The sequence below is a fragment of the Kaistella sp. 97-N-M2 genome, from assembly GCF_021513235.1.
Classification (GTDB): domain Bacteria; phylum Bacteroidota; class Bacteroidia; order Flavobacteriales; family Weeksellaceae; genus Kaistella.
In genome coordinates this window covers 2,415,498-2,428,997 of record NZ_CP090976.1, presented here as the reverse complement: position 1 = coordinate 2,428,997, position 13,500 = coordinate 2,415,498, and the positions used below count along the sequence as shown (strand labels likewise).

The window sequence follows — 13,500 nt, the reverse complement described above, 5'->3', positions numbered from 1 at the left end:
GTTCTAGAGGTTTTCATTTTATTCTTCGCCTTCGTTTTTTTTCGCAGCAAAAGAGCCGAAATATCCAATTCTTCCACAACTGTGTCAGGCAAAAACCTTGTGTATAAGCGCGGGAATTGGGCTGACCTTTAATTAGGTTTTCCTACAGGCTTTCCTGCTGTTTTTTTCGTCAATTCAAGCGGAAAGTTAAGTCTGGACCAGGCGTTGGGAGCCAACTGTCGAAATTCTTTTCGCAATTGTCATTACAGGAATAGGCCTGATTGTCCTGGTTCTTTTACAAAGGTTTTGTCTGCAATAATTGTAATATTTTAAAAAAGTTTCAGAAAAATCGCTTATATTTCCTTCTCTTAACATCCCGAATCTTAGAAAAATGACCAAATACGAACTCTTAAACAAAGCCATGAAAATTGCGCAGAAAGCTCATAAAGGCCAAACCGACAAATTTGGAGCGCCGTATCTTGGGCACGTGATGCGCGTGATGAATTACGGAAAAACGTTTGACGAAAAAATAGTGGGCGTTTTGCACGATGTAATCGAAGACTGCCCGGACATCACACTGGAAGATCTTTTAGAGGAAGGTTTTCCGAACGATATCGTTTTCGCAATCGAGTGTTTAACGAAAAATCCGGCCGACCAGGATTATACAGAATTTGTTCACCAAACCGAGAAATCACCGCTTGCCGTGGCCGTAAAACTTAATGATCTGCGCGATAATATGGATCTGCGAAGGTTTAACCACCTTATTACAAAGCGCGACATGAAAAGACTGAATAAATATCTGAAGGCTTACCTTTACTTAAAGGAAAAATACTAATCCACGGTTTTGTCGGAATCTCCCACCAATCGGTCCAGTTCCTGTAATTCCGCCTGCGTTAGATCGCGCCATTTCCCGACGGGAAGATCCAGTTTAATGTTCATAATGCGGATGCGTTTCAGCTTTTTTACTTCATAGCCGCAATACTCGCACATGCGGCGGATTTGGCGGTTTAAGCCCTGCGTTAAAACGATTCGGAAAGACAAATTATCAATCTGCTCCACTTCGCACTTGTTCGTCACCGTATCCAGGATTGGAATTCCGCCGCGCATCTGCATGAGAAATTTCGGCGAAATCGGCTTGTCGACTCTTACGATATATTCTTTTTCGTGGTTATTTTTGGCGCGCAGAATTTTATTTACAATATCGCCGTCGGAGGTCAGCAGAATCAGGCCTTCACTGGGTTTGTCCAATCTTCCAATGGGGAATATTCTTTTTGGGTGGTTAATGAATTCAATGATGTTATCGAGTTCGCGTTTCGTATCGGTGGTGCAGACGATTCCGACGGGTTTGTTGAACGCGATATACACATTTTCTTCCTCCGTTTTTTTGATGGAAACGCCGTCCACAAAAATCTCGTCTTCCTCGGAAACCTTTGTTCCGAGTTCCGGAACGGCGCCGTTGATCGTTATCCGGCCCTGCTCCAGCAAACGGTCGGCTTCGCGGCGCGAACAGTAACCTACTTCTGAAAGATATTTGTTAATCCTCGTCTTTTCCATACTTATTGTAATTTTTATTGCTGAACAAAGTTACGCCGTAAAATGCGCCCACAAAAACAACTCCGTTATTTCCCAACTGCTGTCCTTCGAAGAAAAACCCTGCCTGCTGACTTAAACGCTTTTCGTAAGAAAGCAGCACGCCTGCTTTGATGCCCCAAAAATCGGCATCGCTGACGGCCGATTTATTGAGCTGAAAACCGTAAGTCAGATCGATAAAATAAGGATCATCATCCAGATTAAAAAGAATTTTGGGTTGAACAATTCCGTACAGAATATGATAATTATCTGCCGTGTACATGTATTTTAGGCCGCCACCTAAAGCGACATTCGGAACAAAATGATAGCCTGCGACTGCTGAAATTCCGTAGGAAAAATTATTCGGATAATCGTTGTTATACAGATAATTAGGATCGGTTTTTTTATCACGATCGCTTTTGATGATGTTGGATAAATTGAATCCCGCGCTAATTTCCGGCGCGAAATAAAAACCCTGAATGGGTCTTTTTTCCGTCTTTTTCTGACTAAAAGTAAAGATGGATAACAATAGAAGCAGAAGAGAAAGTTTTTTCATAATTGGATTTTATTTGAACACTAATACTTTCAGAATTTATATGATTGACCATTAAGGTTTATTGAAAAGTTAGGCGGCTTGCAATTTCCTACGAAATAAAAAAAAGATCAAAAATTCACCTTTTTCGACACGGTATGAACGACTTATTTTTTCTGATCAAAATTTTCGAAGCGGTAATCGTTTTCCAGATAGTCTGCGCTCGCATCTTCGATGCTGTATTCCCCGATTTTGGTGCGGCGAAGATTTGTAAGATAGGCGCCAACTCCCAATTCCTGACCGATGTCGTGGGCTAAACTGCGGATATAGGTTCCTTTGGAACACCCAACAGTAAAACGCACAAAAGGCAGGTCGATCTCGATATCCCGAATGTAATTGATTGTTGTTTTGCGGGATTTCATTTCAACTTCGTTTCCGGCGCGCGCCAAATCGTAAGCGCGGTTTCCTTCAATTTTGATAGCGGAAAAAACGGGCGGTTTCTGGTCGATCTCGCCCAGGAATTTTTGCAGCGTTTCTTCGATCTGTTCTTCTGTTATTTTTGAAATATCCTGGGTCAATATTTCGGGTTTCTCGGTATCGTAAGATTCTGTCTGAACGCCGATTTTTATTTCGGTGAAATATTCTTTTGGTGCATCCTGAATTTCCGGAATGATCTTCGTAAATTTTCCCGTGCAGACAATCAGCAAACCGGTGGCACGCGGATCTAAGGTTCCGGCGTGTCCTATCTTGAACTTTTTCGGAAGATTAAATTCGCGCTTGAGCTTGTATTTGAGTTTATTGACGGCCTGAAAGCTCGTCCAGTCCAAAGGTTTGTCGAGGAGGATAATTTGTCCGTCTAAGAAATCGGTTTCGGTCATTTTTGAAAACTAAATTTGGTAAAAAATTTCCCCGCCGCAGCCCGACCTGAGTGGAGCTCTTTTTGCCGCAACGCAGTGGAGACAAAAAAGCGGGAACGGAGGGCGGAAAAAGCTGCCCAAAAAATGAAGCAACTTTCGGTGCAGAATTATTACTGAAACTGCGTGAAATAAATCAGCAAAACGATTCCGACGATAATCCGGTACCAACCCCAAGGTTTGAAGCCATATTTGTTCAACAAGCCGATGAAGGATTTTATGGCGATTAAAGCCACCACAAAAGCAATGATATTTCCCACGATAAAAGCGGTAATGTTGTCTGCGGAAGATAAAATCATTTCATAACCTTTCAGCGGTGTGGCGGTGGTTTTTCCCCAGGTTTTTACAAAAACGGAATACACCGTAACGGCCAGCATGGTAGGAACGGCAAGAAAGAAGGAGAATTCGGCGGCGGCTTTTCGCGTCAGGCCCTGCGTCATTCCACCGATAATGGAAGCGGCACTTCTGCTCGTCCCTGGCATCATGGCAAGACATTGCCAAAAACCTATGATGATGGCTTTTTTATAAGACATTTCTTTTTCATCGTGAATCGTGGGGTTTTTGAACCAGGAATCGGCGAACAGTAAGACGATTCCACCCAGAACAAGGACGGCAGAAATGGCGATTTGGTTGCCCAAAACCGCTTCAATTTTATCGTCGAACAGATAACCTAAAACCAAGGCGGGAAGTACGGCAAAGGCGAGTTTGTAATAAAACTTAAAATTCTGAAAGTCGAAAAACTTTTTCCAGTATGCGGCAACCACGGCCAAAATGGCACCGAATTGTATGGAAACCTGAAACATCTTCAGAAATTCAGTTTCTTCCATGCCCATTAAATTGGCGGCAAATCCCATGTGTGCGGTGGAAGAAATGGGCAGAAATTCGGTTAAACCTTCGATAATGGCAACGATGATCGTTTTGATAAGATCCATTGATTGAGCGTGATATTAAAAAAACTTTGTCAAAGTACTGAAACTTTGACAAAGTGGTTAATGGTGTTAAAAATTACTTAAGCTTTGTTTCTCTTCAGGATGGCATAAACTTCTACAGCGAAGCCCGCAATCACCAGAAAAGGTGCAATTCGGATTCTGCGGATGGAGAAAATATCTTCGTTCCAAAGATTCGGATCATATTTTCCATCTACGGTATTGGCGTCGGGCCCTATCATGAGGAGGAAACCTACAACAATGAGGGCTAAACCTATCATCATAAATTTATAATTTTCTTTGCCGAAATAGAATACATTCTGCGCCGGTACTTTTTCTTCCTTTTTTCCAATGGTATCGGCCTGGAAACTTTTATATTTTTTTGCCATTTTCTAAGAATAATAAAGATCATCCACATTCGACCGTAGAAATCTCCACGTGGCGAAAATGGTACTTAAAACCGTGATAAGAACACCTAAAAGGAAAATGCCGACAACTAAAATAATAAGTTGATTATCGTCCTGCGCAAAAGGCGTCCCAATTTGGGTTATAAAATAATACCACACACCAAAAAGTACCGCCAAACCGAGCACAGCGCCGATAACACCCAGAACAATTGCTTCTTTAATGAAAGGCTTCAGGATAAAACGGCGTTTCGCGCCTACGAGCTGCATGGTTTTAATAATGAATCTTTTGGAGAATATTTTGAGTCTGATGGAATTGTTAATGAGAACGACTGCCAAAAATAAAAAGAGCACGGAAAAACCGAGAATCCATTTTAGAATATTGTTCAGATTATTGTAAACCTCGACCATCAGCGTGCTGTTGTTCTTTACATCGACAATACCGGGCGTTGATTTGATTTGTTTGATGGCTTCATCAATTTTCGCGGGATCCACATAGTCGGGTTTCAGTGCCACTTCCACGGAAGACGGAAAAATATTTTCCTCGAAAAGGGCGCTGGTTTCAATTCCCATGCTTTTTCTGGCTTCTTCAGCCGCCATTTCGCGGGAGATGTATGTTGCACGTTTTACCGGCGTCAGTTTCTGGATTTTTTGGAAGGCTTCGTTTTCCCGCTTCACAATTTTCGCGGAATCTTTCGCATCGTAATTTTCATCAAAATAGGCGTTGACGACGAGCTGTTCCTTAATATAATCGGAATATTTTTGCGCATTGATGAGGATGAGTCCCATTAATCCCAGTAAAAACAAAACCAGTGCAATACTGATTACCACGGTGATGTTGCTGGAGCGGAGGCGCCTTTTGTTAAAATCTTCAACTGTCTTAGCCATTAAATAAAAAATTTCTGCTAAAATAGAAAAAAACTTCCGTAATTTGCCGGGAAACCCAGAAAATCGGTGTTAAAAAAAACATAAGGAAATCCTCTTAACCCGTAATTTTCAGTATTGAATTTTGAATTTATGAGCGTAAAAGCCAAAAAATATCTCGGTCAGCATTTTTTGACCGACGAAAATATTGCCAGAAATATTGTAAATGCGCTCAGCGTCGACGGTTACGCAAAAGTGCTGGAAGTTGGTCCTGGAATGGGCGTCCTCACGAAGTATCTTTTAGAGAAAGAAAGCGAAATTTTTGTGGCGGAAATCGATCGCGAATCTGTGGAATATCTGCAGAAACATTACCCGCAACTTCAAGAAGAACACATCATTGGGGATTTTTTAAAATTGGATATCGCCGAGATCTTTGAAGATCAAGTGGCGATCATCGGAAATTTTCCGTACAATATTTCCTCGCAGATCTTATTTAAAATCATTGATTTTTACGACCGCGTTCCCGAAATGGTGGGCATGTTTCAGAAAGAAGTCGCCGAACGAACGGCAGCGGTTCCCAGAACGAAGGCATACGGCATTTTGTCGGTGCTTGTTCAGGCTTTGTATGATGTGGAATATTTGTTTACGGTTCACGAAAATGTTTTTAATCCACCGCCCCAGGTAAAGTCGGGCGTTATTAAACTCACGCGAAACCCGAAAGCAGGTTTGGTGGGAAATGAAGTTTTGTTTAAACAGATTGTGAAAGCGGGGTTTGGTCAACGGCGGAAGAAACTGTCGAACTCTTTGAAAGCTTTAGAAATTCCGGAAGCTTTGCAGACGCACGAATTTATGGAAAAACGTGCCGAAGAATTATCGATTCAGGATTTTATTGCGTTTACGGCCGCGTGGAAAAACGCGTGGAATTTCAACTAAATCTCCCAACATTTTTGGCAAAAATTTATACTTCTGCAATGAAAATTAAATTCTTATTTGTGTTTTTTATTGTTTACGCGGTCGCATGTAAACAAAAAGAAAATTACACCGAGGTAAGAAAAACATTGGAAAATATTTTGGAAGACGATCAAAAATACAGAAACCCTGTTTATGACTGGAAAAAACAAAACCCCCTCGATCGAAAGAACATTAAAATCGTAACAAAGATCATAGATAGTTTGGGCTGGTTAGGTGCCGAAAAAATCGGGAAAAATGCTAATCTTGCCTTTTTCGTTGTAATTCAACATTCACACGAATTATCAACAATGGAGCGCTATCTGCCCGTGATGGAGGAAGCGGCCAAAAAAGGAAACGCAGACAAAAGACAACTAGCGTACTTAATTGATCGAATTGAATTACTGAACAACCGCAAACAGATTTATGGGACGCAATATTCCATCAGAGAAAACGGAGCGTTTTTTATCGACAATTTAATTGATTCGTCCCAGGTTGATGTCCGAAGGAAAACTATGAATTTAGAACCTCTAAATAATTATTTTAAAGTGCTTAAATCCGCAAAAAACTAGATTAATAAAATATCAAAGTATTTCAGCTAAGATGAAAAAGTTTTAGGTATTTTTTTTTGAATTTTCCGCACTGTCATTTTTCAGGTCCTGCAGCTGTGCATGCAGTTTGGCGATAACCTCGCGCATTTCGCGGATGTCGCTCTTATTGGAGGAAACATGACTTTTCAGCATCACGTTCTTGGCGCGTTCGTTGTGGTCTTCTTCATCTTCATCTTCCGCAATATCTTCAATATCTTCCTGAATATCATCGATATCCACGCTGATTTCCTCAATGTCTTCGCTGATTTCCTCAATATCTTCGCTGATTTCTTCGATATCATCCTGAATTTCTTCAATATCTTCGCGAATATCTTCAATATGCTCGTGACTTCTGTTCACGGACATCTGAATGAATATGGCGAGATAAATGGCTTCCAGCGAGAGAACGGTTGTTAAAACCAACAGCATTTTATCTACAGCGACAATTCCGAAAACGGGCAGCAGAAAAGCCACCATAAAAACAATCGAATGCACAATTAGTGAAGGAATGGAGCCGATCCACCACATCACCCAATCCGTGACTTTTTCTAAAAACTGTATATTTTTTTCGCGAACTTCTTCTCGGCTCATGGGGCTTGAATTTAGCGCAAATTTAGTTAAAAATCCCTGGAAACTCCCAAGCCAAACAAGGCGAAGTCGTATAAAGCCGGATCTTCTGCGTTAAATTTCCGCAGCGGCACATCCATTTCTTCCACGGTTTTCCAGTCGTTTTGTTTTCTTTGAATGAGGTTAAGTTTTCGGGAAATATTTCCCGTGTGCACGTCCAGCGGCACCGATAAATATTTTGGATCGATGTTTTGCCACAGACCGAAATCCACACCTTTTCTGTCTTTCCGAACCATCCAGCGCAAAAACATCATCAGTCTTTTAGCAGAAGAATTTTTGTATGTAGAACTCACATGCTTCGTGCTGCGGTGCAAATCTTCCCCAATAAAATTCCCGCGAAACCGGTGCAGCGCGTGGTAGAAATTGTGTTCGCTATCATGAATGAGGAAAAAATTTTCCAGAGTATTATTTTGGGAATAGAGCCGCTTTAAGTTTAAAATAAATTCTCTGAAATCTCCGCCGTTGAAAGTGCGGTGGATGCTCATTTTTTCTAATGCTTTCAGGTCGTTTTCCTCCACGTTACGAATAAAATCGTAGGGAGAATTTTCCATGAAACTCATCATTTTTTCCGCGTCGTTGATGATGGATTTTCGGTTTCCCCAGGAAATGGTGGCCGTTAGAAATCCTGCGATCTCAATATCCTGCTTCAGCGAAAAGCGGTGCGGAATCGCGATGGGATCATTATCGATAAAATCGGGATTGTTGTAGAGATCGGCTTTTTCGTCGAGAAATTCTTTTAAATCGGCAATAATCATTTTTTATTTTGTCATTAGAGTATATTTCTTACCCGGCGATTTCAATTTTATTACTTAAGATCTCCACATTAAAATTTACTTTGGCTTTTAAAGCACTAAAAACTCTTAAAATTGTTTCCACAGTAACATTAGTCGTATTATTTTCAAGTTTCGAAATCTGAGCGCGTTGAACACCAATCAGTTTTCCAAGTTCTTCCTGTGTCATATTTCTTTCTAAGCGGACTTTTCTTATTAAGCCACCCAGCAATTCCATTTGAAGTTCCTGTTCATACAATATTCGCCTTGGCGTTCCGGGCTCGCCAATAAATTCGTCTTTTATTTTATCTAATGAGAACATTTCAAATGGTGTGTTTTTAGTTTTCATTTAATTTATTTTTAAGTTCAAAATATCTTAATCTAATATTTTCGGCCTTTATAATTTCGTTTTCAGGCGTTTTGCCGGTCTTTTTAATAATTCCGTGCGTCGCTAGGACAAATGTATTTATTTTTTCAGTTTTATCCCAGAAAGCAAAAATTCTGAAGTAAGTTTTATTATACAAAGTTCTAAATTCCCAAATATTACCCTGAAGCTTCTTAAAAAGTTCAGTATCATTTTTAACCTGGGATTTATCTATATTGAAAATTATTTTATGCCGACTTTTCTCATCAACTCGGAGAAGAAATTCTCGTGCTTCGCTTAGAAAAATGACATTAAACCGTTTCATTTAAAAGGCTTCTTGTTTCCATACGAAGATACAAATAAATTATATTATATTATCTGCTTTCTGGGGTAGAAATTATCAGAAGTTTTTTGAGCTCGCCACGCTAGATATCGAAAGTTATTGACCTGTGCCTAAAATCTTTTAGCCGATTTTTACCGCTTCCAACGCTTTTGGTAAAAAACTGTTCGGGAAAACTTCGCGGGCTTCATCGGTGAAGACGGTCAGATCGCTGTACCGGTTGGAGAAATGGCCCAAAATAAGCTTGCGGACATTGGCTTTGCGGGCGATCCTTGCGGCTTCCAAAGCCGTGGTGTGGCCAGTATAATCTGCCATTTCTTTCAGATCGTGCAGAAAAGTGGATTCGTGATACAGCACATCTACATTTTCGATTAGCGGGACAACGTCTTCCAAATACCGGGTATCGCTACAAAAGGCGTAGGAAACCGATTTGGAAGGCTCGGTGGTTAAGACTGAATTTTTTAAAACATAGCCATCACTTAAGATAAAATCTTTCCCCAATTTTAAATTATGATAATCGCAGGTTTCAATCTCCGCATATTTTGAAACTTCCTGCATATTGAGATGGCGTTCTTTCGGTTTTTCGCGGAAAAGATAGCCATTGCAGTAAATGCGGTGATCGAGCGGAATGGTGAAGACCTCTACTCTATTGTCTTCGTAAATTTTTTCGGATTTTTTGCTGCTGAGCTCATGGTAAATTACATCGAAACCGCGGTGCGTTTCGGTGAGACGGAAAATGGTTTCCATCATTTCTTTAATGCCTTTCGGGCCGTAAACATTCAGCGCGGTATCGCGGCCCAGGAGGCGGAAAGACGCAATCAATCCAGGCAAACCAAAACAGTGGTCGCCATGAAGATGAGAAATAAAAATATTATTGATCTTGGAGAATCTGGCTTTGGCTTTGCGCAGCTGCACCTGTGTTCCCTCGCCGCAATCGATGAGGAAAGCGCGTTCTTCCATTTCGAGAAACTGTGCGGTTGGCGAAGATGTTACCGTGGGAATTGCCGAATTGAAGCCGAGAATGGTGAGATAAGTGCTCAAATTGATGGATGTTGATGATGGATGACGATGATGAATTATTTAACGTCCAGACAAATTTAATGATTATTTAATGATTTTTGAAAAGAAAAAACCTATCGTCATTATAGCCCCGATTGAACGGCCTGTTTGAGCGCTCCCGACGCGTCGGGACGCGAGTAGTGAAAGCGGGTACCATTTTCGGAAGAGAAAACTTCGGGTGGCGCTACTAAAAAATTTAGCACTTCCGGCACAAAAAAAATCCCGGAAAAATGTTCCGGGATCGATTATTTGATGATGTATTATTTTTTCAGCGCGCGGAATCTTACAAAAGAAACGGTGGCGAGCAGGATCATACTTCCCAGACCGATGTAAACCCACGCCGGTACGGGAACCGGATCTCCGGCTGCGTAGGAATGGAGTCCACTCAGGTAATAATTTACGCCGAAATACGTCATAACCATTGAACAGTAGGCAAACATTGTGGCCGTGTGGTAAAACCATCTGCTTCGTAAACCCGGAACCAATCTCATGTGTAAAACGAAGGCATAAACCATGATGGAAATAAATGCCCAGGTTTCTTTCGGATCCCAGCTCCAGTATCTTCCCCAGGATTCGTTGGCCCAGATTCCGCCGAGGAAATTACCAACCGTTAAGGCAAAAAGCCCGATTGTTAATGACATTTCGGATACGATGGTCAGTTCTTTCAACGTTGTATCGTGGTGAAAATGATATGATTTTTTATGGGAAATAATATAGAACACCAAAGTGATCACCGCGATAACCATGGACAAACCGAAAAAGCCGTAGCTCGATACAATAACGGCAACGTGAACAATTAACCAGTACGATTTTAAAACGGGAACAAGCGGCGTAATTTGCGGATCCAGAGCGGAACCACCATGCGCAAAGCCCATCATAATAACTGCAACCATAAATCCGGCTGCAGGAATCAGGGCGTTTGAAACATTGTTTCTGTTGATTTTTACGGACTTGTCTTTCTTTTTGAAACTTGGTTTTCCGAAGCCGAAATAAAACATTAACCCCGCTGAAATACCTACCCAGGAAATAAAGATAATTGCTTCGTAACCGTTACTCCAGGGCGCGTGGCCGGATAAGTACCATCTGGAAATCAGGCCTAAAAAATGTGCGATATACCCGATAACTCCGAGGGCAATAATTCCTTTGATAACTCTGTTCAGAATTTTATTTGGTTTAAATAATTCTACAAACCCTAAAAGTAAAAGCAAAGCCCCGATTATGGTATAGAAAATCAGCAATTTGAAATTGAGATTGACTTTATTCATAAAAACCTCGAGTTTCACCTTCGATTCGGACGGAATTACATTTTTACCCCATTTCTGCTGATAGGCGGAAAGATTTTTGAGTTCGGCATCGGCTTTGGACCAGTTGCCGGTTTGTTGTGCATCCAAAACACTGGAAAAGTAAGGTCCCATTACTTTTTGGGAATTTGCATCTGGCTCGAAATTTTGGTCAAGCCAGGAATGCCAGGTGCTGTTTGGATCGTTTTGTACGGGAACAATTCTTAAAAACTGTCCGCTGAAAAATTCATTAAAAGCCTGCACACGATCATTAAGATCGATCACTGCTAAATCGTATTTGGACTGAGCTGCAGGTTTTTTTGCAAATGCAATGCGGAAATCATCTTCTAAAACGTAGTGTAGCTGCCCATTTTCATCGGCCGGAAACATATTCATCAAAGTAGTGTAACCCTCTGCGTTGGCTTTGGTTTTCTTCAGTAATTCTTCGCCACCATTTACGATTTTGATGAGCGGAACCATGGTCCAGCTTGCTGTATCCGTATTAATCGCTAAAAACCATTGATTGACAGTGAGGCTTTTTCCGTTGGTTCCTTTAAATTTATCGCTCTTATACAGTTTTCTTAAAACATCTAAAGCTTGCGTGTTAATAGGAACAATTCGACCTTCTCTATTTTGAACTAAAAGACTTCCAAATTTGTCGGCGTGCTCTTCGGAGATTTTATTTCGGTTGATGATCTCATCGGCAGAAATCATTTTCGGAGACTTTAAGGACATCGGATTTGGTTTCTCTTTCGGTGCTTCTTCCTGCATTAAAACGGCGTCTGCATCCTCGTGACCGTGACCATCTGCTGCCGAATGTTTTTGGTCGCTGCCGTCCGTGCCGTGCGTATCAATATATTGCGCGTTAAAACTCATGCTCAACAACAATAATATTACGGTTGCCGCTCTTTTATGATTCACTGATTTCAAATTTTTATTGAGTTTCCAGAAGTGAGATCCTTTCCAGAAGAACGTCACAAACATTCCTAAAAATAAAAATGCATATCCTAAATAGGAAATAATCGTTCCCCAGAAATCGTGATTTACAGAAAGTACAGTTCCTTTTCGGTCCGGATCAAAGCTTGCCTGGAAAAACCGATAACCACCGTGATTAAGAACATGATTCATATAGATTTTATAAGGTGTTTCTTTTCCTTCGTCGATGATTTTTACATGACTTTCATAAGCACTCGGAGACGTACTTCCAGGATAAGTTTCCATGACGAACTTATCTAATTTCAAAGAGAATGGAGTGTTGTAAACTTTCGGTCCGAAACCTAAAATAATATTCATCCCATCCAGAGAAATCTGCTTGAATGCATTGGGATTTCCTTTTTCCACGGGAAGATCCACAAGCATTTTGGTTTTCGGTCCCTGCACTTCAACCGTAAGTTGATCCGAAACGTCTTTATCTTTTTTACGGTCGCCTTCATATGCGATGAGCTTACCCTTTTTCAAACCTTCGGGAACAACGAGTTTGAGATCATTAATCGTATATAAACTCCTTAAAACCAGAGGTTGGTATTCGTCTTTTTTTGTGGTGCCGGTTGCCTGGGTGGCCATCGTCATAAAATTGGCATCGACGGGAGTTTTGATGAGTAAAGTGCCGTTGGTATTGTTAAATTCCACTGCACCGTCAATGGCTCGGTTAAAGGAAACCAAAGTCCCGTTCACCAGTTTGGAATCTCCGGCTTTAATGTAAATATTTTCGCGCCCCGTTTGTCCCGTTGAAACCAAGTGCAAATATTCTGTACCGCCGTTACCAACGACTAAACTGTCTTTTTTGCGTTGGATAAACTGCACCTGTTTTACATTTATCTGCTTGCCATGATAATCGTAACCCGCTTTAAAGTCTTTGGCCGTGAGTTTCGCGATGAGTTTCTTCTCCCGCGCCTCGTCTGGAATCATCGTAAACGGAACATCCTGATAATTAAGAATATCACCTTTTTCTTCAATTTGAATTTTAAAGAAATTTTTATCCGTTACTACTTCATTAGAAGTTGCGCCTTCGCGAATGTGCATTATTCCTTCATAACTTATATACCGCGTTACCGCACCACCGATAAATATCAAAATAAATGAAAGGTGAAAAACCAGTGTAGGCCATTTTTCGCGCCGCCACAATCTGTACCTCGAGATATTTCCGATAAAGTTTAAGATGAGCAGCAACATTACGGCTTCAAACCATTTTGCTTCATAAATTAAGGCTTTTGCGGTCGGCGTTCCGAAATCGTTTTCGAGGAACGTGGCGTAAGCCATTGCGAAAGCAAAAACGAGTAGTAAAACCGCCATTGTTCGCGTAGAAATAAGGACATGCTGAATTTTTTTCATGAG

General features: G+C 41.0%; 15 protein-coding genes. 3 read left to right on the top strand and 12 right to left on the bottom strand.

Features of this window, described 5'->3' with window-relative positions:
- Window positions 1-370 precede the first annotated feature (370 nt).
- Window positions 371-814, top strand: coding sequence for a phosphohydrolase (locus tag L0B70_RS11325; RefSeq protein WP_235141884.1), 444 nt, complete (start codon window positions 371-373; stop codon window positions 812-814).
- Here the strand turns inward: L0B70_RS11325 and rluF are convergent.
- The 6 genes from rluF to L0B70_RS11295 all read right to left on the bottom strand — a co-directional run bounded on the left by rluF (window position 811) and on the right by L0B70_RS11295 (window position 5,212).
- Window positions 811-1,533 (bottom strand): 23S rRNA pseudouridine(2604) synthase RluF, encoded by a 723-nt coding sequence (gene rluF, locus L0B70_RS11320; protein ID WP_235141883.1) that lies wholly within the window; start codon window positions 1,531-1,533, stop codon window positions 811-813. The genes L0B70_RS11325 and rluF overlap by 4 nt on opposite strands.
- Window positions 1,514-2,104, bottom strand: coding sequence for a hypothetical protein (locus L0B70_RS11315; RefSeq protein ID WP_235141882.1), 591 nt, complete (start codon window positions 2,102-2,104; stop codon window positions 1,514-1,516). Before L0B70_RS11315 ends, rluF begins: the two co-directional genes overlap by 20 nt.
- Window positions 2,105-2,247: 143 nt before the next feature.
- The gene (gene truB / locus L0B70_RS11310) at window positions 2,248-2,958 is read right to left on the bottom strand and encodes a tRNA pseudouridine(55) synthase TruB (RefSeq protein WP_235141881.1); all 711 of its coding nucleotides are present in this window, start codon (window positions 2,956-2,958) and stop codon (window positions 2,248-2,250) included.
- Window positions 2,959-3,107: 149 nt separating this feature from the next.
- On the bottom strand, window positions 3,108-3,926 hold the full coding sequence (locus L0B70_RS11305) for an undecaprenyl-diphosphate phosphatase (protein ID WP_235141880.1): 819 nt from the start codon (window positions 3,924-3,926) through the stop codon (window positions 3,108-3,110).
- A 77-nt stretch (window positions 3,927-4,003) separates the two neighbouring features.
- Window positions 4,004-4,309 carry a DUF3098 domain-containing protein gene (locus L0B70_RS11300; protein WP_235141879.1) on the bottom strand — a complete coding sequence of 102 codons (306 nt, stop codon included), beginning with the start codon at window positions 4,307-4,309 and terminating at the stop codon, window positions 4,004-4,006.
- A 3-nt stretch (window positions 4,310-4,312) separates the two neighbouring features.
- Complete coding sequence (locus L0B70_RS11295; RefSeq protein ID WP_235141878.1) at window positions 4,313-5,212, bottom strand: ABC transporter permease; 900 nt, start codon at window positions 5,210-5,212, stop codon at window positions 4,313-4,315.
- Window positions 5,213-5,341: 129 nt separating this feature from the next.
- On the opposite strand from L0B70_RS11295, the gene rsmA reads away from it, so the two are divergent.
- Together rsmA and L0B70_RS11285 are read left to right on the top strand one after the other, a co-directional pair.
- A complete protein-coding gene (rsmA, locus tag L0B70_RS11290) occupies window positions 5,342-6,121 on the top strand; it encodes a 16S rRNA (adenine(1518)-N(6)/adenine(1519)-N(6))-dimethyltransferase RsmA (RefSeq protein WP_235141877.1) in 780 nt (259 codons plus the stop codon).
- Window positions 6,122-6,159: 38 nt separating this feature from the next.
- Complete coding sequence (locus L0B70_RS11285; protein ID WP_235141876.1) at window positions 6,160-6,708, top strand: DUF6624 domain-containing protein; 549 nt, start codon at window positions 6,160-6,162, stop codon at window positions 6,706-6,708.
- Window positions 6,709-6,750: 42 nt separating this feature from the next.
- Here the strand turns inward: L0B70_RS11285 and L0B70_RS11280 are convergent, their stop codons facing one another.
- The 6 genes from L0B70_RS11280 to ccsA form a co-directional block, all read right to left on the bottom strand.
- The gene (locus tag L0B70_RS11280; RefSeq protein ID WP_235141875.1) at window positions 6,751-7,317 is read right to left on the bottom strand and encodes a hypothetical protein; all 567 of its coding nucleotides are present in this window, start codon (window positions 7,315-7,317) and stop codon (window positions 6,751-6,753) included.
- A 26-nt stretch (window positions 7,318-7,343) separates the two neighbouring features.
- Window positions 7,344-8,108, bottom strand: a complete 765-nt coding sequence (locus L0B70_RS11275; protein ID WP_235141874.1) for a TIGR02757 family protein — start codon at window positions 8,106-8,108, stop codon at window positions 7,344-7,346.
- Window positions 8,109-8,136: 28 nt separating this feature from the next.
- Entirely contained in the window at window positions 8,137-8,472 is a 336-nt protein-coding gene (locus L0B70_RS11270) for a helix-turn-helix domain-containing protein (protein WP_235141873.1), read from the bottom strand.
- Window positions 8,462-8,812, bottom strand: coding sequence for a type II toxin-antitoxin system RelE/ParE family toxin (locus L0B70_RS11265; RefSeq protein ID WP_235141872.1), 351 nt, complete (start codon window positions 8,810-8,812; stop codon window positions 8,462-8,464). Before L0B70_RS11265 ends, L0B70_RS11270 begins: the two co-directional genes overlap by 11 nt.
- A gap of 138 nt (window positions 8,813-8,950) precedes the next feature.
- Window positions 8,951-9,868 (bottom strand): ribonuclease Z, encoded by a 918-nt coding sequence (locus L0B70_RS11260; protein WP_235141871.1) that lies wholly within the window; start codon window positions 9,866-9,868, stop codon window positions 8,951-8,953.
- A 278-nt stretch (window positions 9,869-10,146) separates the two neighbouring features.
- Window positions 10,147-13,497, bottom strand: coding sequence for a cytochrome c biogenesis protein CcsA (gene ccsA, locus L0B70_RS11255; protein ID WP_235141870.1), 3,351 nt, complete (start codon window positions 13,495-13,497; stop codon window positions 10,147-10,149).
- Window positions 13,498-13,500: the final 3 nt, after the last annotated feature.

Excerpts from the sequence above, each read along its gene's own strand:
- L0B70_RS11325 (WP_235141884.1), top strand. The coding sequence starts at position 371 with ATGACCAAATACGAACTCTTAAACAAAGCCATGAAAATTGCGCAGAAA.
- rluF (WP_235141883.1), bottom strand. The coding sequence starts at position 1,533 with ATGGAAAAGACGAGGATTAACAAATATCTTTCAGAAGTAGGTTACTGT.
- L0B70_RS11315 (WP_235141882.1), bottom strand. The coding sequence starts at position 2,104 with ATGAAAAAACTTTCTCTTCTGCTTCTATTGTTATCCATCTTTACTTTT.
- truB (WP_235141881.1), bottom strand. The coding sequence starts at position 2,958 with ATGACCGAAACCGATTTCTTAGACGGACAAATTATCCTCCTCGACAAA.
- L0B70_RS11305 (WP_235141880.1), bottom strand. The coding sequence starts at position 3,926 with ATGGATCTTATCAAAACGATCATCGTTGCCATTATCGAAGGTTTAACC.
- L0B70_RS11300 (WP_235141879.1), bottom strand. The coding sequence starts at position 4,309 with ATGGCAAAAAAATATAAAAGTTTCCAGGCCGATACCATTGGAAAAAAG.
- L0B70_RS11295 (WP_235141878.1), bottom strand. The coding sequence starts at position 5,212 with ATGGCTAAGACAGTTGAAGATTTTAACAAAAGGCGCCTCCGCTCCAGC.
- rsmA (WP_235141877.1), top strand. The coding sequence starts at position 5,342 with ATGAGCGTAAAAGCCAAAAAATATCTCGGTCAGCATTTTTTGACCGAC.
- L0B70_RS11285 (WP_235141876.1), top strand. The coding sequence starts at position 6,160 with ATGAAAATTAAATTCTTATTTGTGTTTTTTATTGTTTACGCGGTCGCA.
- L0B70_RS11280 (WP_235141875.1), bottom strand. The coding sequence starts at position 7,317 with ATGAGCCGAGAAGAAGTTCGCGAAAAAAATATACAGTTTTTAGAAAAA.
- L0B70_RS11275 (WP_235141874.1), bottom strand. The coding sequence starts at position 8,108 with ATGATTATTGCCGATTTAAAAGAATTTCTCGACGAAAAAGCCGATCTC.
- L0B70_RS11270 (WP_235141873.1), bottom strand. The coding sequence starts at position 8,472 with ATGAAAACTAAAAACACACCATTTGAAATGTTCTCATTAGATAAAATA.
- L0B70_RS11265 (WP_235141872.1), bottom strand. The coding sequence starts at position 8,812 with ATGAAACGGTTTAATGTCATTTTTCTAAGCGAAGCACGAGAATTTCTT.
- ccsA (WP_235141870.1), bottom strand. The coding sequence starts at position 13,497 with ATGAAAAAAATTCAGCATGTCCTTATTTCTACGCGAACAATGGCGGTT.